The sequence below is a fragment of the Acidovorax sp. ST3 genome, assembly GCF_003231145.1.
In the GTDB taxonomy this organism is placed as follows: Bacteria; Pseudomonadota; Gammaproteobacteria; order Burkholderiales; family Burkholderiaceae_C; genus Acidovorax.
This window is the reverse complement of record NZ_QKVP01000004.1, coordinates 51,881-70,167: the sequence shown is the minus strand read 5'-3', so window position 1 is coordinate 70,167 and position 18,287 is coordinate 51,881. Positions and strand designations below refer to the sequence as shown.

Sequence of the window (18,287 nt, the reverse complement as noted above, 5' to 3'; positions counted from 1 at the left end):
GCCATGCACATCCTGCTGGTCAACAACTCTCCCATCCCGGTGTACGGCTACGGCGGTACCGAGCGCGTGATCTGGGACCTGGGCAAGACGTTGGTGCAGCAGGGCCACCGCGTGAGCTATCTGGTGCCCGAGGGCTCGACCTGCGACTTCGGCCAGGTGCTGCCCATCCGGCCGGACGAGCCGTGGGAGGGGCAGATCCCGGCCGACGTGGACATCACGCACTTTCAGTTCAACCCGCGCTCCGAGCTGTCCAAGCCCTACCTGGTGACCGAGCACGGCAACGCCCGCAAGCCCAAGCCGCTGCCGCGCAACACGGTGTTCCTGTCGCGCGACCACGCGGCGCGTTATGGCTCCCGCGAGTTCGTCTACAACGGGCTGGACTGGGCCGGTTATGGCCCGGTGGACTTTGACCGCCCGCGCTCGCACTACCACTTCCTGGGCAAGGCGGCCTGGGGCGTGAAGAACGTGCGCGGCGCCATCAAGGTGGCCAAGATGGCCGGGGTGGAGCTGGACGTGCTGGGCGGCAACCGCATCAACTTCAAGCGCGGTTTCCGCTGGACGCTGTCGCGCAAGATCCACTTTCACGGCATGGTGGGCGGCACGCAGAAGACGGGTCTGCTCAACGCCTCGCGCGGGCTGATCTTTCCGGTGCGCTGGCACGAGCCGTTCGGGCTGGCGGTGATCGAAAGCCTGTACTTTGGCTGCCCCGTGTTCTCCACGCCCTACGGCGCCTTGCCCGAGCTGGTGCCCGTGCACTGCGGCGTGCTGTCAGACCAGGCCTCGGTGCTGGCCGATGCGGTGCGGGGCAACCGCTTTGACCCGCGCGCCTGCCACCAGCATGTGGTGGAGCACTTTGGCGCAGAGCGCATGGCGCGCAACTACCTGCGCATGTACGAACGGGTGCTGGCGGGCGAAACCCTCAATGCCCAGCCACCCATGATCCAGGGCCCTGCGCGCGAACTGCCCTGGAGGCAGTGAAGCCCCCCTGAGTCGCCTGCGGCGCCTTCCCCCCAGGGGAGACGCCACCCGTGGCTTGGCAAAGCCAGTTCCACGGTGGCACGGGTTTCACAGCGCGCCAGTTTTTAGTGCCGTGCTCATATCGGGGTGGCCACTGCGCGGGTTCTGGGGCGGTTTTGGCTGCAAGCGCTAGTTCAATGTGCCTCTGTAGCTATAAAAATAATAGTGTTTAGTGGCTGGCTGTCGAGTTGCCGCGCGGCCCGGTGGCCTGCTGCCACTCCTGGGCCAGCAACGCCACCAGCTGCGCCGCTGGCATGGGCCGCACCTGGGCCACACCCTGGCCTGCCCACAGCGACAGGCAGTCCGCCTGGCCCGCCTGGGCGGCCGCGCGGCGCAGTGCGCCCGTCAGTGCGTTCTGCACCGGGTAGGGCGGCACGGTGGCCTCGTCGGCCTGCAGCGCTTGCATCATGCGGTTGACGATGCCGCGTGCCGGTCGGCCCGAGAAGATGCGGGTGGTGCGCGTGTCGGTGGCCTGGGCGCGCGCCAGGGCCTCGCGGTAGGCGGTGCCAATGGCCGACTCGGGGCAGGTCAGGAAGGCCGTGCCCATCTGTACCGCCTGGGCGCCCAGCGCCAGGGCGCCCGCAATGCCGCGCCCGTCCATGATGCCGCCCGCAGCAATCACCGGGATGGACAAGGCCTGCACGCATTGCGCCACCAGCGGCAGCGTGCCCACCATGCTGGCCGCAAAGTCAGCCAATGAAGGCGCCATGCCGGTGGCGCCGGGCTGTGTGGGTGTCAGGAACGTGCCCCGGTGTCCCCCGGCTTCCATGCCAGAGGCGCAGACAGCATCCGCGCCCACGGAGGCCCAGGCCTGCGCCTCGGCCAGCGTGGTGGCGGTGCCGATCACGTAGCTGCCTACGGCCTGCAGCCTGGCCACCTGCGCCGCCGTGAGGATGCCGAAGGTGAAGCTGGCCACGGCGGGACGTGCGCCGACGAGGGCGTCGAACTGTGCGGCAAAGTCTTCGCACCACTGGGCGGGCCGCTCGGGCACCAGGCCGAACTCGGCATAGAACGGCGCCAGGCGCTGCAGCGCAGCTTGCACCGTGGCGTCGTCGGGTGTGGGCGTGGCCTGCACAAACAGGTTCATGCCAAAGGGCCGGTCGGTGCGGCGGCGCACTTCGGCGGCGGCCTCGGCCATGGCGGCGGGCGAGCGCATGCCGCAGCCTAGCATGCCCAGGCCACCGGCCTCGGACACGGCGGCGGCCAGTGCGGGCGTGTCCGACCCGGTCATCGGGCCCTGGATGATGGGCAGCGCAAGGCCCAGGTGGGTGGTGAAGGCGTTGGGCATGGGGGCTCCTTGTGCGATCTGTGGAAGAGGGGTCAGGTGGATGCCGTGGGACGGGGTGCTTCGCCGGCGGTCAGCGCGGCGTGCAGCGCGCCCAGCGCGGGCGACTGGTAGCCGCGCCGGCGCACCAGCACTGTGTCGCAGGTGGCCAAAGGCACCAGGCGCAGGGCAGGCGGCTCGCGCATCAGGTCGATCACGGCCTGGGGCACCACCCCCGCACAGCGCCCGGCAGCCACGCAGGCCAGGATGGCGTGGTACGAGGCCAGCTCCAGCACGCGCGGCGGGCTGCCGTCCTTCTGCTGCAGGAAAGCCTCGCCCATGCGGCGGTAGGTGCAGCCGGGGCTGAAGGCGGCCAGGGTGTCCAGCTGCAGGTCCTGGGGCGTGTCCACGGGCGGGTGGTCGGCGGGCAGGGCCAGCAGCAGGGCCTCGGCAAACACGGCGGTGCGCTCGACCGGCGCGTCGGCGTCGATGCCCGGCGGCGGCCAGGCCACCAGTGCGCAGTCGATGGTGTGGGCCAGCACCTGCTCCAACAGCTGGCGCGAGGGGGCGGTGGACAGCTCGAGCACCAGCGCGGGCCACTGCGCATGCAGCCGGGCCAGCGGCTGGGGCAGGCGTGCGGCGGCCGTGCTTTCCATGGCGCCCAGGCGCAGCCGGCCGCCGGGCTCGCCGGGGTGCACCGACTGGCGCGCCTCTTCGGCCAGCGCCAGCAGGCGGTCGGCATAGCCGCGCAGCGCCTCCCCGGCAGGCGTCAGCACCATGCGCTTGCCCTCGCGCAGAAACAGCGTGGCGCCCAATTGCTCCTCCAGCTGTTGCACGCGTGTGGTCACGTTGGACTGCACGCGGCCCAGTCGCTCGGCCGCACGGGTGACGCTGCCTTCCTGCGCCACGGCCCGGAAAATTTCGAGGGCGGCAAAATCCATAACAATTCTCGTTGTGAGATGATTAATAAAAAATAAATCTCAAATAAGAATCATAGACTGGAAGTCGCCCGCATGGAACCACGCACCGCTCCCCAAGACCGCCCCCTGTCCGTAGCGCTGGCGGGCATGGCCGCGCTGGCGGTGGCGATGGGCGTCGGCCGGTTTGCCTTCACGCCGTTGCTGCCCATGATGCTGCTCGACGGCGTCGTCACGCTGGCGGGCGGCAGCTGGCTGGCCACGGCCAATTACCTCGGGTACCTGATCGGGGCGCTGGCCTGCATGGCGCTGCCCTGGGTGGCGCCGCGTGCGCGGCAGCGGTGGCATGCGGCGCGGCTGGCACGCTGGGGGTTAGCGGCCACTGTGCTGCTCACCCTGGGCATGGCGCTGCCAATGCCGGGCGCCTGGCCCGCACTGCGGTTTGCGGCAGGTGTGGCGAGTGCGCTGGTGTTTTTGAACGTCTCGGTGTGGTGCATGCTGCGGTTGGTGGCGCTGGGCCAGGCTGCGCTCGGTGGACTGATCTTTTGTGGTCCGGGGCTGGGCATCGTGCTCACCGGGCTGTCGGCCAGCGCCATGGTGGCGCTGCAGTGGCCTGCCGCAGCGGGCTGGGCGGTGTTCGGGCTGCTGAGTGTGGGGCTGTGCGCCGCCATCTGGCCCGTGCTGCAAGGGGTGGCCATGCCCGCGTCGGCCGCAGCCGCCGGGCCGGTGGTGGACGGCGCCACCCCCGGCCACGGGTACTGGGCGCGTACGGGGCTCACGTTGGCCTATGGGCTCGCAGGCCTGGGGTACATCGTCACCGCCACCTTTTTGCCGGTGATTGCGCGCGCGGCGCTGCCTTCCGGGTCGCCCTGGCCCGACCTGTTCTGGCCGCTGTTTGGTGCCGGGGTGGCGCTGGGCGCAGCGTTGTCCACCCGCACCCCAGCCGCGTGGGACCGGCGCTGGCTGCTGATGGCGGCCTACGTGGTGCAGGCCGGGGCCATTGCGCTCAGTCTGGTGTGGCCGGGGCCTGCGGGGTTTGCGCTGGGCAGCCTGCTGCTGGGCTTGCCTTTCACTGCCATCACCTTCTATGCGCTGCAAGAGGCGCGGCGGGTGTGGCCTGCGGCGGGCGACAGCTTTCCGGGGCTGCTCACGGCCGCCTACGGCATCGGCCAGATCGTAGGCCCGCCCATGGTGGCGTGGATGCTGCACTACGCGGCCACGCAGGGGCAGGGCTTTGTCTACGGACTCGCCGTGGCAGCGGTAGCACTGGGGGTGGGGGCGGTGCTCTTCGCCGCCATGGCCTGGCGCTGGCCCCTGGCGCACCGCTCGGTGGCGCGCTGATTCCTACGCAGATTTCCGCGTCGCTCAGTGCGTGGACGGTGCCAGCGGTAGCGCCAGCACAAAACACGCGCCGCTATCGCCGTCAGCCCGGTCCTGGCAGTGCACGGTGCCGTTGTGGCGCCCGGCAATCGACCGCACCAGCGCCAGCCCCAGGCCCACGCCGCCCGCGCGCTCGCTGGCGCCCGGCAGGCGGTAGAAGGGCTCGAAGATGCGCTCGCGCTGGCTGGGGGGTACGCCCGGGCCGTGGTCACACACATGCACCTCGGCGCGGCCCTGGCGGCGGTGCACCACCACCGTGATCTCGCCCGTGCTGTAGCGGCGTGCGTTTTCCAGCAGATTGCGGATGGCCCGGCGCAGCAGCTTGGCCACGCCGCGCACCTCCAGCGAATCGGGGCTGGCGCTCACGTCCAGGTCGGCGTCCACGCGCGCACATTCCTCGGCGGCCAGGCCAATCAGGTCCACCAGCTCTACGGTGCCCACGTCGGCCTCGCGTGCGTCCAGGCGGCTGGCCAGCAGGATTTCGTCCACCAGCTGGTCCAGCTCGGCGATGTTGCGCAGGATCTCTTCGCGGAACGCGGGCGAGGGCTGCTGGCCGCCCATCAGCTCCAGCCCCATGCGGATGCGGGTCAGGGGCGAGCGCAGCTCGTGCGAGGCATTGGCCAGCAGCGACTTGTGCGACTTGACCAGGGTTTCCACACGCTCGGCCGCCGCATTGAACTGCCGTGCGAGGTCGGCCACCTCGTCCTGGCCTTGCTCGGGCACGCGCACCGACAGGTCGCCCTCGCCAAACTTCTTCACGCTGCGCTGCAAGGCCTCCAGCCGCTGCGTGAGGCGGCGGATGATGGGGTACACACCCACGGCCACTGCCAGGCCCACGATGCCCAGCAGCCACAAGAAGCCAAAGGGCGGCCGGGTCCAGAATGCGGCCTCGTCCTGGCCGGGGCCACCGGGTCGGCCGCCGTTGCGGCCCATGCGGGGCTGGCGCGGTGCCATCTGCAGGGTGAAGATCTGGCCGTTTTCTGCCTCGATGTGGAATTCCACCACCTCGCCCGGCTCGGACGGCTGGCGCGTGGCCATACCGCGCAGCACCAGGTTGCCCGACGGGTCGCGCACCGCCATCTCGCGCGAGGGCGGCACAAACGGCTGGTTGTTCTGGGCCTTTTGCTCCTCCGCGATGCGCCAGGCCCAGCCCACGGTGAGCGTTAGCACCGCCATGCCGCCGACCACGGCGAGCCAGATGCGCAGATAAAGGCGGCGGGAGAAGGGGTTGGACAGGGACATGCGTGGGGCGGCAGCGCAGGCAGCGGGTGCCTGCGTCAGCGATCAATCCTGCTGTTTGGCAAACACATAGCCCACGCCGCGCACCGTGAGGATGCGGCGCGGGTTCTTGGCGTCCTGCTCGATGGCCGCGCGAATACGGCCCATGTGCACGTCGATGGAGCGGTCAAACGCCTCCAGCTCGCGGCCGCGTACGGCTTCCATGATCTGGTCGCGGGTGAGCACCCGGCCCGCGCGCTCGGCCAATGCCACCAGCAGGTCGAACTGGTACGAGGTGAGGTCCGCCGACTGCCCCGCCACGGTCACGGTGCGCGCGTCGCGGTCGATCTCCAGCGTGCCAAAGCGCAGCACCTGGGTGGCAGCGGCCGCACCGCCGCCGTCCGTGCGCCGGCGCAGGATGGCGCGGATACGGGCCAGCAGCTCGCGGGGCTCAAAGGGCTTGGGCAGGTAGTCGTCAGCGCCCAGCTCCAGCCCGATGATGCGGTCCATGGGGTCGCCCTTGGCGGTGAGCATGAGCACCGGCACCTGCGCCGCGTTGCCTTGCAGCGAGCGGATGCGGCGGCACACTTCCAGTCCATCCATGTCGGGCAGCATCAGGTCCAGGATCACCAGGTCGGGCAGCGGCCCGGCATCGGGGCCCTGCAGCTGCGCCAGGCCACTTTTGCCATCGGCGCGGTGTGTGACCTGCAGGCCCGACTGGCCCAGGTACTCGCCCACCATCTGCGCAAGGCGGGCGTCGTCTTCGATCATCAGCAGTTGGGAGCTCATGGCGGCAGTGTAGTGGCGAGGCTTTGAAACGGTCTTCATGGTCCGGTAGAGCCGTCTCCCCGTGTTGAAGCCCCCGTAAAGTTCCGGTAAACCGGGTGGCGAGAGGCTTCAGGATTTGCTATTGATTGAGTAGCTGTCTGGGCATATGAATCAGGCGCCACCGACCTTCTGGATGCGCGATGCCAGCCACACCAGCACCAGCACCGGCAGCCCCAGCAGCGCTGTGGAGGTGAAGAACTGGGCGTATCCAAACGCATCCACATAGTCGCCCGAGAAGCCCGCCACAAACTTCGGCAGCAGCAGCATCATCGAGCTGAACAGCGCGTACTGCGTGGCCGAGTAGCTCACGTTGGTCAGGCTCGACAGGTAGGCAATGAACGCGGCCGAGGCGATGCCGCTGGCCAGGTTGTCGGCCGACACCACGGCAATCAACGCCGTCACGTCGTGCCCGTGGCCCGCCAGCCAGGCGAACAGCAGGTTGCTGGCCGCGCTGAGGATGGCGCCCAGCATCAGGATGCGCATCACGCCAAAGCGCATGGACAACACGCCGCCCACAAAGGCCCCCGCCAGTGTCATGATCACACCGTAAATCTTGGTCACGGCGGCCACTTCGTCCTTGGTGTAGCCCATGTCCACGTAGAACGGGTTGGCCATGATGCCCATCACCACATCGCTGATGCGGTACACGGCAATCAGCGCCAGAATCAGCGCCGCATGCCAGCCGTAGCGGCGCAGAAAGTCGGCGAACGGGGCCACCAGCGCGCCCTGAATCCACTCGGCGGCATTCTTGGCCGGGGGCAGCGCCACGGGCGCGGGCTCGCGCGAGAACAGCACGGTGACAATGCCCACCACCATCGACGCGGCCATGGCCAGATACGCGGCCTGCCAGGCGCCGTTCTGGTACGCGGCGGCACCTTGCGCGAGGATCTGGCCAACAGCGGGCGCGACCTCAGAGCGTGCGGCAATCCACAGCACACCAGCTCCGGCCCAGATCATCGCCAGCCGGTAACCCGTCTGGTACGACGCCGCCAGCGCAGCCTGGTGGTTGGCATCGGCGGATTCGATGCGGAAGGCATCGAGCGCAATGTCCTGCGTGGCCGATCCAAATGCCACCGCCAGCGCGCACCATACGATGGGCCCCAGGGTCAGGCGCGGGTCGGCCATGGCCATGCCCACCAGGCCCGCCACCACCACCAGCTGCGCCAGCAGCAGCCAGCTGCGCCGCCGCCCCAGCAGCCGTGTGAGCACCGGGATGGGCATGCGGTCCACCAGCGGTGCCCACACCCACTTGAAGCCGTAGGCCAGGCCCACCCAGCTCAGGTAGCCGATGGTGCTGCGGTCGATGCCCGCCTCGCGCAGGCGAAAGCTCAGCGTGCCCAGCACCAGCAGCAGCGGCAGCCCAGCTGAAAAGCCCAGCGTCAGCATGCGCAGGCTGGCGGGCTCCAGGTACACACGCAGGGTTTGCAGCCAGGGGGTGCGCGGGAGCTTGTTTGCGGCGGTAGCGGGAGCGAGGCTGGGGGTGGAAGATGTGGAGGTGTCTGACATGGGCGAGCGGGGGGTTTTGTCTATCATCGCCGACGCACCCTTGCAGCCATTCTGTCAGCCTCCATCTGCGCGGCAGGCTCTGGTGTGTTCTTGGGTGTGTTGTGTGCCAGCGCTGCTCATTATTCCTTCTGGGATTGCCTTGTATGTGTCTTTTCTGCCCCGCTCCTTCCGTCGCGCCGTCGTCCCCCTGGTCCGCACGCCGCGCGTTCCTGCTGGCGGCGGGTGCCAGCGCGGCTGCGCCGGTGCTGGCGCAGGTAGACGTGGGCGCGTCCTCCAGCCTGCGCAAGCTGGTGCCCGCCGAGACGCTGGAGCAGTCCGCCGCCCAGCAATACCGCCAGATGCTGGAGCAGGCCCGCGCCAAGCGCGCGCTGGCGCCCGACAACCACCCGCAGCTGCAGCGCCTGCACGCCATCGCCAAGCGGCTGATCCCGTACGCCACGCCCTGGAACGACCGCGCTCGCCAGTGGCGGTGGGAGGTCAACCTGATCGGCAGCTCGCAGATCAATGCGTTTTGCATGCCCGGCGGCAAGATTGCGTTCTACACCGGCATCCTCGACCAGCTCAAGCTCACCGACGACGAGACTGCGATGGTCATGGGCCACGAGATGGCCCATGCGCTGCGTGAACATGCGCGCGAGCGCATCGCCAAGACGCAGGGCACCAACCTGGCGCTGCGCCTGGGCTCGCAGCTGCTGGGGCTGGGCGACCTGGGGCAGGCGGCAGCGGGCTTGGGCGGGCAGTTGCTCACGCTGCAGTTCAGCCGCTCGGACGAAAGCGAGGCCGACCTAGTGGGGCTGGAGCTGGCTGCGCGCGCGGGCTACCAGCCATCCGCCGCCGTGAGCCTGTGGCAGAAGATGGGCAACGCCAGTGGCAGCAAGCAAGGCGGGCTGGCGTTTTTGTCCACCCACCCTTCAGGCCCTGCGCGCATCCGCGAGCTGGAGCTGAACGTGCCCAAGGTACAGGGCCTGTACGAGGCCGCGCGCCGCAACGGTTGAACTGCCGAGCCGGCGTATCTAAGGCAACGCTGAACAAGTCCCTCGCACACCGCGCACCCCTGCCTTGGGCGGTCTGCCGCGTTGCAAATCCTCGCGATAGCTACGGCTATCGCTGTGGTTTGCGCCTTGCATCCCATCCCAAATCAGGGTGCGCGCCACTGCGGGGACTTATTCAGCGTTGCCCTAAGCGCTGGCCGCCACTGCGTCGGTGGCGTTTTCACCCGCCAGCTGCACCCGGTTGCGCCCCGCGTGTTTGGCGGCATACAGCGCTTGGTCCGCGCGGGCAATGGCGGCCTGCAGATCGTCGGGCCCGTGCACCTGGGCCACACCAAACGACAGCGTCAGCGCAATGGGCGCAGGGCCCACGGACAGCGGCGCGTGGGCCACGGCGGCGCGGATGCGTTCGGCCGTGGCGCGGGCGGCGTCCAGCGGGCTGGCGGGCATCAGCGCCAGAAATTCTTCGCCGCCCCAACGCGCCAGCACATCGCCCTCGCGCAGGTTGTCGGCCAGCACCTGGCCCATGGCCACCAGCACCTGGTCGCCCACGGCGTGGCCGTACTGGTCGTTCACGCGCTTGAAGTGGTCCACGTCGCACAGCAGCAGCGTCACGGGCACGCCGCTGCGCTGGCTGCGCTCCAGTGCCTCGGTGGCCTGGGCGTCAAAATGGCTGCGGTTGGCCAAGCCGGTCAGCGGGTCGCGCGTGGCCTGCTTGCGCAGGCGCGCCTCGGCAATGAGGATGGTGCGGCGGTAGAACGCCGACAGCGCTGCCGACATGGCAAACACCACGCAGATGTGCACCCAGTTCACGATCTTTACGCTCGGCGCGGGCAGCGGGTCTAGCGGCCCCACCGCGTCGCTCAGCATGTGCAGGCCCAGGTAGTAGGCCAGCAGGGCCAGCACCATGGGCGTGGCATAGCCGCGCGTGTTGGCGATCACGATGGCGGGGATGAACATCAGCAGGTAGTAGTGAAAGCCGCTCTGCCAGCCGATGAGCAGCGAACCCAGGGCCGAGTGCCCGATCACCTCCAGCCAGATCAGGGCCAGCGCGGCGGTGTTGTAGCGCTTCTGGATGAGCCGGAAGGCGCCCAGATACATGGCGATGCTCAGCACATTGATGGCCGCCAGCGGCATCGAGCCCAGCCAGAGAAACAGCAGGATGTAGCCCGTGTCGATGGTGGCTGCTGTCAGCGCCACCCGCTGCACCATCGCCCAGTAAGCCTTGCCCGCGAGGCTGGAGCCACGCTGGGGTTCAAGCGGGGGACGCGATGCGTTGGATGGGGTCATGGCACAGGGGCACGGGCGGCCCGCAGGGGTGGCAAACCACACCATCGTAGCCCCCGGCGATGTCGGAGGTGCGGCGAACTGGCCGGTATCCCGGGGCCTGATCGCTGCTGAGCCCCCAGCGGCGCGGAGCACGCCCCAGAGGCCTGCGACGGCCTCCTGCAACCCAATTCAAGCCCAATCAGCCGGATGCGCTAGTGCAATATGCCTGAGATGCTATGAATACAGGAGCATTGGCGATTGGCGCTCAGGTCCCGCCCACGTAGGGATTGCTTTGCCGTTCCCGCCCGAAGGTGCTCTCCGGTCCGTGGCCGGGAATGAACACCGTCTGGTTGCCCATGGGCCACAGCCGCTGCGTGATGCTGTCGATGAGCTGCTGGTGGTTGCCCTGGGGGAAATCCGTGCGGCCGATGCTGCCTGCAAACAGCACGTCGCCCACAAACGCGCGGTCGATCTGCGGCGCGTGGAACACCACGTGGCCGGGCGTGTGGCCGGGGCAGTGGCGCACGTTCAAGGTCTCGTTGCCGATCTGCACCGTGTCGCCATCCTGCAGCCAGCGTGTGGGGGTGAAGTGCTGCGCGGGCGGAAAGCCGAACATCGCGCTTTGCTGCGGCAGCCCGTCGATCCAGAACTGGTCGCCCGGGTGGGGGCCGACGATGGGAAGCGACAGGCGCTGGGCCAGCTCGCCCGTGCCGCCCGCGTGGTCGATGTGCGCGTGGGTGAGCCAGATCTGCGACAGCGTCAGCCCGTGTTCTTCCACTGCGGCCAGCAAGGTGTCCAGGTCGCCCCCCGGGTCGATCACGGCGGCCTGCCGGGTGGCGTCGCACCAGACGATGGAGGCGTTCTGCTGGAAAGGAGTGACGGGGACGGTGAGGTAGCGGAGCATGGGATGGAGGCAGTAAGCCCAGCGCCTGTCACGCCAGGGCCGCTAGCCCCACTCAGGGTGACAGCGGGCTGGCGCGGTGGCGGCAGGGCCGGAAGGCAACAGCCGCGAGTTTCGCACAGGGCCTGTGCAGCGCCCGGCGCCCGTTGGCGGCCGCTTGGCCGCTTCGGGCCTCAGTCGGCGTCCACAGGACGGCCCAGCAGCCGGTTCACGGCGGTGCGCAGGCCTTCCAGCGACGTGGTGTTGAGCACGAACACCACAAAGCCCTCGATCTGGCTGCTGAGCAGCTCAAAGCGGATGTGCAGGAACACCACCAGGTGGTTCTGGATGCGCGTGCCCAGGATGGTGCGGCTGTCGCCCATGTCGAACCGTGGCGGGCTCAGCTCGAACTCGTGGCCCAGCAGGTCGGACAAGGCTGCGACGCAGGCGTTGAGCATCACATTGCCCACCTCGGTCAGCGCATCCTGCTCGATGGCGCTCAGGTCTTCGCGTGGCACGTTCTGCCCGGCGACGATGCGCACGATCTCCAGGCTGCGGTGCCCCGGAAAGATCAGCAATGCATCGCCATTGAGCACACCGCGAAACGGCTGGCGCACGCCATACATGGGGTGGCCCTGGGTGCCCAACTGCTGCGCCGCCTCGTTCACGGTGAACACGCTCACATGCGGCACCGACAGCAGCACCTCGTCGCGCAGCAGACTGCCCATGGCGGCAGCGGCCTTGCCCACGCCGATGTTGAAGATCTCGCTCAGAGCATCGATCTGTTCGGCGTCTAGCTGAATGGGCATGTCAGGCTCCTGCGAGGGCGGCGAGCTGTTGGACGGCTTGCGCGGTGATGGGCTTGGCGATGAACACCATGCCCGCTTCTTCGATGCGCTCCTGCACCGCAGTCTGCACATTGGCCGTGAGGATGGCAATGGGCACCCGGGGCAGCAGCTGGCGCAGCGCCAGGGCGGCGTCCAGGCCGTTCATGCCGTGCATGTTGAAGTCCATGGAAACCAGGTCCACTGGGCTCTCGCGCACCTGCTGCAGGGCTTCTTCGCCGCTGCTGGCATGCACGATGGTCCAGTCGGGGTGGGCCTGCAGCACCAGACCCTGCAGGATCAGGCGGGACATGCGGCTGTCATCCACTATCAAAAGGCGAAGGCTCATGGTCGTTGTGTCGTGGGTGGGGATCAATGGGCGGGAAGGGCGGTCTCGTGGGCCAGCACCCGGTTGCGGCCGGTGGCCTTGGCGCGGTACAGCGCCGCGTCGGCATCGGCCAGCAGAGGTTCGATGCCCGTGTGGTGGCGCTCGCTGGCAGCCATGCCGATGGAGATGGTGAACGTGACCGGATGCCCGGACGGCGACACCAGCCCCAGCTGCGCGATGGCGCCCCGGATGCGCTCGGCCACCTGGCGGGCGCTGTCGGAACTGGCGTGGGGCAGGAGCGCGGCAAATTCCTCGCCCCCCAGGCGGCCGAGCAGGTCTGCCTCGCGCAGGGCCTGGCCGATGGCGTCTGCGCAGGCGCGGATGGCGGTGTCGCCCATCTGGTGCCCATGCTGGTCGTTGATGCGCTTGAAGTGATCGATGTCGATCATCAGCACGGTGCACGGTTGCCCGTGGCGGCGGCAGTGGTCGAACAAGGCCGTGCTGCGCTCCATGAAGGCCCGTCGGTTCAGTAGGCCGCTGAGTGCATCGCGTGTGGCCAGCTCGCGCAGCTGGGCCTCCAGGGCCTTGTGGGTGCTGATGTCAAAGCCCCAAAGTAGGTGGGCCAGCCGGCCCTCGACATCGATGAGGCGTGCCGACAGCGAGCTCCAGCGCGGGGCATGCGTACCGATCTGGGCCTCCATGGCATCGACCTGGCCGTACTGGTCCAGCGTCTGCATGAAGCGCTGGCGGGTATCGGGGTCGTGCAGCAGGTCGGGCAGGAACAGGGTCTGGGGCGCAGCTTTGAGGCCCAGCCGCTCGGTCAGCCGGTGGTTGATGAAATGCACGCGGCCGCTCTCCACCTCAGCCAGCAGCACATCGCTGGGGCTGGTATCCAGGATGAAGCCCAGCAGCGCACGGCTTTCTTCGAGCTTGCGTGTGCGGCGGGCCACGCGGTCTTCCAGCTCCCGGTTGGTCTGCGCCAGTTGCCGCGATGCGGCGGCGGCGGCGCGTGCGTCCTGCACCAGCCGCGCAATCAGCAACGTGGTGCCCACCAGCAGGGCGCTGAGCACGATAAAGCGCTGGTGCAGCTGCCGGCGCGCCTGGTCTGTCTGCTGGGTGCTGAACAGGTGCACGGTGGCCACCGCCTGGCGCAGGCGCTCCAGCAATGCGTCGGACTGGCGGGTGATGTCCTCGGCCACGCGCAGCGCTTGGGGTGGTGTGGCGGTGGCGGTTGTGCGCCGCGCTGCGGTGCTGCCGGATTCGTGAGGCTTGGTGTTCGCGTTCGCGCTGGCCAGCGCCGACCAGTGCTCGACCTGGGTGCGCAAGTTGTCCAGGCCTTGCGCGGTGTCCGGCAGCGCGTCACGCAGCTGGGTGCTCACATGCGGCCCGCGGCCTGTGGTGTCCAGGGTGCTGTAGAGCACGTCCAGCCGGTCGATCAGGTCTTGCGCGCTGGCCTCCCGGCCCCGCAGCTGGCGTGCCAGCAGGCTCACCCGCGCCAGCTCGTTGTGCACGCTGGCGATGTACCAGAGGTCGTTTTGCTGGTGGGGCTGCGCAAGGTCTTGCGCCTGGCGCAGCGTCCACCACAGGGCCACCGACGTGCCCAGGGCCATGGCCACCACCACGGCGAGCAGCCGGTAGGCCGTGCGGGGGCTGCCGGTGGTGGGCGCCTGCGGCTTAGCGGACGGAGACTGCATGGACCTGCCAGATGGTGCGGTTGACGTAGTCCTGCCCCTGCTGCAGGGCAGGATGGGCATCGAACGGGTAGATCAGGATCAGCGGCCCCTTGTCGCGGATGCCCATGCGCTGGCCGTCGCGCCGGTAGGCCAGCACGGGGTTGTAGCGGAGCAGGTCGCTCCAGGGGATCTCGACGGCATAGTCGTTCAGGGCCGTCAGCACGATGCGGCTGCGCTCGCCACCGCCAAGCTGCTCGACCAGGTGGCGCAGCGGCACACCGGTCCAGCGGTGTTCGCCCGCCAGGCCCAGCGCAGGGGGCAAGGTGGTGGTGATGTCGCGCGCTGGCAGCCGCTCCAGAGCCTGCAGGTCGCAGGCCTGTGCCGGGCCGTCGCTAGCAAGCTGCAGTCGCAGCACGCTGCGGCCCTGGGGGGCGGGGCACACCGGAGCGGGGTGGGCCCACAGCGGCAGGCACAGGCTCAAGGGGCCCAGCAGGGCCACTAGGGCAGTGCCTGTGCGGGCCCGCAGGGCCGCCAGAAATCGGAACAACATCGTCGCCACTTTCACATCCCACCAGCGCGCCAGGGCCCGGAATGGCTCCAGGTACGGCGGCTGGCACGGCTTGACTATGCCCGTGAAAGCAGGAAAACCGACCGCCGTCCAACGGAAAATTGCCGCGAGATGGGCGGTTTTGACAATTGTTGACGGTATTTGCCGGTGGGTTGGCGGCCATCGTGCCGCTGTCGGGGCTACAGGTTGGTGGCGGCCACCACTTCGCTCATGTCGGTCAGGCCCTGCAACACTTTTTCGATGCCGTCCTGGCGCAGGGTGAGCATGCCGGCGGTGAGGGCGGAGTGTCGGATGTCCGAGGCCGGGGCCCGGTGGCGGATGTGCTGGCGAATGGTTTCGTCACTCATCATCAGCTCGTGGATGCCCAGACGGCCGTGGTAGCCGTGGCCTTCGCATTTGGCGCAGCCTACGGGGCGCCACATCCGCAGCTCGCCCTGGGCACCGCCGTACTGCTGGCGCCAGCGCCCGATCTGTGCCTGGCGCGCTTCGGCGGTGTTGTGGGTGCCACTGTCCAGGTACTGCGACGCCAGGCCCGTCAGCATCTCGTCGTCGGCCACGCGCGGCTCGCGACAAGAGGTGCACAGGCGGCGCACCAGGCGCTGCGCCAGGATGGCCAGCAATGAGTCCGAAAAGTTGAACGGGTCCAGGCCAATTTCGAGCAGGCGCGCAATGCTTTCGGGCGCGGAGTTGGTATGCAGGGTGGACAGCACCAGGTGCCCGGTGAGCGAGGCCTCGATGGCGATGCGCGCAGTCTCTTCGTCGCGCATCTCGCCGATCATGATCACGTCCGGGTCGGCGCGCAAAAAGGTGCGCATGGCGGCGGCAAAGGTCCAGCCGATGCGCGGGTTCACCTGCACCTGGCGCAGGCCTTCCTGCGTGATCTCGATGGGGTCTTCGGCCGTCCAGATCTTGCGGCCTGCGGTGTTGATGTCGCGCACCACCGAGTGCAGCGTGGTCGTCTTGCCGCAGCCCGTGGGGCCACACACCAGCACCAGACCATAGCTTTTTTGCACTACCGCGCGCAGCGCCAGCAGGTTGGACTGGCTCAGGCCGATGTTCTCCAGCGGCAGCGGCTTGGCACCCGCCAGCAGGCGCAGCACCACGTCCTCCAGCCCGCGCGAGGTGGGCACGGTGACCACGCGCAGCTCCACCGGCGGGCCACCAAAACGCGCAAAGTCGATCTTGCCGTCCTGCGGTTTGCGGTGCTCCGAGATGTCCATGCTGGCCATGATCTTGATGCGCGCCACCATCGCGAAGCGATAGCGCGCGGGCAGCTCCAGGTAGGGCACCAAGTCGCCGTCGATGCGCAGACGCACGCGCACGTTGTGCGGGGCGGGCTCGGTCTCGATGTGGATGTCCGACGCCCGGTGGCTGATGGCCTCGTCGATCACCGAGTTGATGAGCCGCACCAGGGTGTTGTCCGACTCGCTGATCACGTCGGCCTGCTCGGTATCGGCGTCCGGCGACGCGGTGGCCAGGTTGGTCAGCAGCTCCTGCGAGGTGGCACGTGCGCCGGCTGCCGCTCCGCCCGCGTCGGCAGGGCGGGTGCGGTAGGCCTTGTGGATGGCGGGCATCAGCGTGCCGGGCGATGCCCGCAGCGGAATCAGACGCCGTTGGGTCAGAAAGCGGATCTCGTCGATCAGCACCCGGTCCCAGGGGTCGGCCATCAGCAGCACCAGGGCGTCATCGCGCGCGATCAGGGGCAGCACGGATTCCCGCTCCGCCACGGCGCGGGGGATGAGGGCCAGGGCCGACGCTTCGGGTGTGATGTCGCCGGGGTGCACGGTGTATTCGCCCAGCCAGGTGGCAATCACGCTGCGCAGCTGGTCTTGGGTGAGCGCTCCCCGGTCCACCAGTATCTGGCCGATGGGCCGCTGCACGCCGTTGCCGCGCTCCTCCTGCTGCGCCTGCAGGCCCTCTGCAAGGTCCGGTGTGGACAGCAGCCCCGCGTGCACCAGCGCCTCGCCCAGGTGCCGCGCCTTGCCCACCGTGGGGTGGGGGGTGGAGATCTGGCGCCACAGCGCCTCGGCGCTTTGGGGGCGGAAACTGTGGGCGGGAGGCGGGGCGGAGGTGCTGGCGTCGGTCATCGGGGCAAAGGGGCTGGGGCGGGGCTTATAGGGTCAGTGCGTAATCCACCGTGATGGGTGCGTGGTCCGAGAACTTTTCGCCCTTGTAAATATGTTCAGCGCGCGCCAGCGCCGCGATCGCAGGGGTGGCCAGGTGGTAGTCCAGCCGCCAACCCACGTTGTTGGCATAGGCCTGCCCGCGGTTGCTCCACCAGGTGTAGGCGGTGTCGGTGGCGGTAGGTTGTAACTGACGGTAAACGTCTATGATGCCGCCGCCTTCATCAGTTGTGTGCAACAACTTTGTCATCCAGGCGCGTTCTTCGGGCAAAAAACCACTGTTCTTCTGATTGCTGCGCCAGTTTTTGAGGTCGATTTGCTGGTGCGCAATGTTGATGTCGCCGCACAGGATGAAGTCGCGCTCGGCCTTCAGGCGCATGAGGTGGGGGTGGAATTCGGCCAGAAAGCGGAATTTGGCCTGCTGGCGCTCTTCGCCCGACGAGCCGCTCGGAAAGTACGCACTGATGATCGACAGCTTGCGCTCGGGCGTGTCAAAACGCAGCTCGACATATCGGCCTTCTGCATCGAACTCGGTAGACCCATAGCCAACGACTACATCCGACGGCTCGTGCCGCGTGTAGATGCCCACGCCCGAATAGCCCTTTTTCTGGGCAAAGTGAAAGTGCCCCTGCAGGTCCGCGAGGCGCTCGAACCGGTTGGCCATGTCGGCCGCCTGGGCCTTCACTTCCTGCACGCAAATACAATCCGGCCGCGTGGCTGCCATCCAGCTTTCCACGCCTTTGCTGGTGGCCGAGCGGATGCCATTGAGATTGAGGCTGGTTAACTTGAACAAGGATTTCCCCATGGTGGATGTTGGCGTGCAAACCCCCGAACAGGGCCAGCTGGCGCAGGATTTCGTGCGTTTTGCGGTGGAGTCGGGCGTGCTGCGGTTTGGCGAATTCAAGACCAAAGCCGGGCGCCTGAGCCCCTATTTTTTCAACGCCGGACTGTTTGACGATGGCCGCAAGATCGGCCGGCTTGCGGAATTCTATGCAAAAGCCCTGCTGGCCAGCGGCATCGAATTCGACATGGTGTTTGGCCCCGCCTACAAGGGCATTCCGCTGGCCGCCACGGTGGCCGTGGAGCTGGCGCGCCTGGGGCGCAACGTGCCCTTTGCCTACAACCGCAAGGAGGCCAAGGACCACGGCGAAGGCGGCACCCTGGTGGGCGCGCCCCTCAAGGGCCGGGTGCTCATCGTGGACGATGTGATGTCGGCCGGCACCGCCGCCCGGGAGTCCATCGCCATCATCAAGGCGGCAGGCGCCACGCCCCATGCAGTGGCCATTGCGCTGGACCGCCAGGAAAAAGCCACCGAGAATGGCCAGGACGTAGACCACAGCGCGGTGCAGTACGTGCGCAACCAGCTGGGCATGCAGGTGTGTGCCATTGCACGGCTGGCAGACTTATTGCTCTTCCTGGAGCAAAACGGGGAAGAGGGGATGCGTTCCCATCACGAAAAGGTGCTGGCCTACCGCCAGCGATACGGCGTCAACGAGGGGTAGA

At 68.2% G+C, this 18,287-nt stretch carries 17 protein-coding genes; 4 read left to right on the top strand and 13 right to left on the bottom strand.

The features are described 5' to 3' along the window. Nucleotides 1–3: 3 nt before the first annotated feature. Nucleotides 4–978: a glycosyltransferase gene (locus DNK89_RS13025; RefSeq protein ID WP_110960454.1), complete on the top strand. Its 975-nt coding sequence runs from the start codon at nt 4–6 to the stop codon at nt 976–978. Between the two features lie 208 nt (nt 979–1,186). On the opposite strand, the gene DNK89_RS13020 is transcribed toward DNK89_RS13025, so the two are convergent. Continuing rightward, nucleotides 1,187–2,305 (bottom strand): nitronate monooxygenase family protein, encoded by a 1,119-nt coding sequence (locus DNK89_RS13020; RefSeq protein ID WP_110960453.1) that lies wholly within the window; start codon nt 2,303–2,305, stop codon nt 1,187–1,189. Between the two features lie 32 nt (nt 2,306–2,337). Beyond that, nucleotides 2,338–3,222 carry a LysR substrate-binding domain-containing protein gene (locus DNK89_RS13015; protein ID WP_110960452.1) on the bottom strand — a complete coding sequence of 295 codons (885 nt, stop codon included), beginning with the start codon at nt 3,220–3,222 and terminating at the stop codon, nt 2,338–2,340. A 72-nt stretch (nt 3,223–3,294) separates the two neighbouring features. Here DNK89_RS13015 and DNK89_RS13010 point away from each other — a divergent pair, with 72 nt between their 5' ends. After that, nucleotides 3,295–4,539, top strand: coding sequence for a YbfB/YjiJ family MFS transporter (locus tag DNK89_RS13010; RefSeq protein WP_110960451.1), 1,245 nt, complete (start codon nt 3,295–3,297; stop codon nt 4,537–4,539). Between the two features lie 24 nt (nt 4,540–4,563). On the opposite strand, the gene DNK89_RS13005 is transcribed toward DNK89_RS13010, so the two are convergent. The 3 genes from DNK89_RS13005 to DNK89_RS12995 all read right to left on the bottom strand — a co-directional run bounded on the left by DNK89_RS13005 (nt 4,564) and on the right by DNK89_RS12995 (nt 8,130). After that, nucleotides 4,564–5,820 carry an ATP-binding protein gene (locus DNK89_RS13005; RefSeq protein ID WP_015012130.1) on the bottom strand — a complete coding sequence of 419 codons (1,257 nt, stop codon included), beginning with the start codon at nt 5,818–5,820 and terminating at the stop codon, nt 4,564–4,566. A 42-nt stretch (nt 5,821–5,862) separates the two neighbouring features. After that, nucleotides 5,863–6,585 (bottom strand): response regulator, encoded by a 723-nt coding sequence (locus DNK89_RS13000; RefSeq protein ID WP_110960450.1) that lies wholly within the window; start codon nt 6,583–6,585, stop codon nt 5,863–5,865. A gap of 150 nt (nt 6,586–6,735) precedes the next feature. Next, nucleotides 6,736–8,130, bottom strand: a complete 1,395-nt coding sequence (locus DNK89_RS12995; protein ID WP_110960910.1) for an AmpG family muropeptide MFS transporter — start codon at nt 8,128–8,130, stop codon at nt 6,736–6,738. A 143-nt stretch (nt 8,131–8,273) separates the two neighbouring features. On the opposite strand from DNK89_RS12995, the gene DNK89_RS12990 reads away from it, so the two are divergent. Beyond that, nucleotides 8,274–9,125: a M48 family metallopeptidase gene (locus DNK89_RS12990; RefSeq protein WP_110960449.1), complete on the top strand. Its 852-nt coding sequence runs from the start codon at nt 8,274–8,276 to the stop codon at nt 9,123–9,125. Nucleotides 9,126–9,308: 183 nt separating this feature from the next. On the opposite strand, the gene DNK89_RS12985 is transcribed toward DNK89_RS12990, so the two are convergent. From DNK89_RS12985 to DNK89_RS12950, 8 genes are all read right to left on the bottom strand, one after another. Beyond that, nucleotides 9,309–10,409: a GGDEF domain-containing protein gene (locus DNK89_RS12985; protein ID WP_110960448.1), complete on the bottom strand. Its 1,101-nt coding sequence runs from the start codon at nt 10,407–10,409 to the stop codon at nt 9,309–9,311. Nucleotides 10,410–10,653: 244 nt separating this feature from the next. Further along, complete coding sequence (locus tag DNK89_RS12980; RefSeq protein WP_110960447.1) at nt 10,654–11,292, bottom strand: MBL fold metallo-hydrolase; 639 nt, start codon at nt 11,290–11,292, stop codon at nt 10,654–10,656. 170 nt (nt 11,293–11,462) lie between these two features. After that, nucleotides 11,463–12,077, bottom strand: a complete 615-nt coding sequence (locus DNK89_RS12975; RefSeq protein WP_110960446.1) for a chemotaxis protein CheC — start codon at nt 12,075–12,077, stop codon at nt 11,463–11,465. Nucleotide 12,078: 1 nt separating this feature from the next. Next, entirely contained in the window at nt 12,079–12,441 is a 363-nt protein-coding gene (locus tag DNK89_RS12970) for a response regulator (protein WP_110960445.1), read from the bottom strand. A gap of 23 nt (nt 12,442–12,464) precedes the next feature. Further along, nucleotides 12,465–14,114, bottom strand: a complete 1,650-nt coding sequence (locus DNK89_RS12965; protein ID WP_161958939.1) for a GGDEF domain-containing protein — start codon at nt 14,112–14,114, stop codon at nt 12,465–12,467. Next, nucleotides 14,095–14,643, bottom strand: a complete 549-nt coding sequence (locus tag DNK89_RS12960; protein ID WP_110960443.1) for a molybdopterin-dependent oxidoreductase — start codon at nt 14,641–14,643, stop codon at nt 14,095–14,097. The genes DNK89_RS12965 and DNK89_RS12960 overlap by 20 nt, the downstream gene beginning before the upstream one ends. A gap of 197 nt (nt 14,644–14,840) precedes the next feature. After that, nucleotides 14,841–16,748, bottom strand: a complete 1,908-nt coding sequence (locus tag DNK89_RS12955) for a GspE/PulE family protein (protein ID WP_110960442.1) — start codon at nt 16,746–16,748, stop codon at nt 14,841–14,843. Nucleotides 16,749–16,773: 25 nt separating this feature from the next. Further along, nucleotides 16,774–17,577 carry an exodeoxyribonuclease III gene (locus DNK89_RS12950; RefSeq protein ID WP_110960909.1) on the bottom strand — a complete coding sequence of 268 codons (804 nt, stop codon included), beginning with the start codon at nt 17,575–17,577 and terminating at the stop codon, nt 16,774–16,776. Between the two features lie 10 nt (nt 17,578–17,587). On the opposite strand from DNK89_RS12950, the gene pyrE reads away from it, so the two are divergent. After that, nucleotides 17,588–18,286 (top strand): orotate phosphoribosyltransferase, encoded by a 699-nt coding sequence (gene pyrE / locus DNK89_RS12945; protein WP_060986588.1) that lies wholly within the window; start codon nt 17,588–17,590, stop codon nt 18,284–18,286. Nucleotide 18,287: the final 1 nt, after the last annotated feature.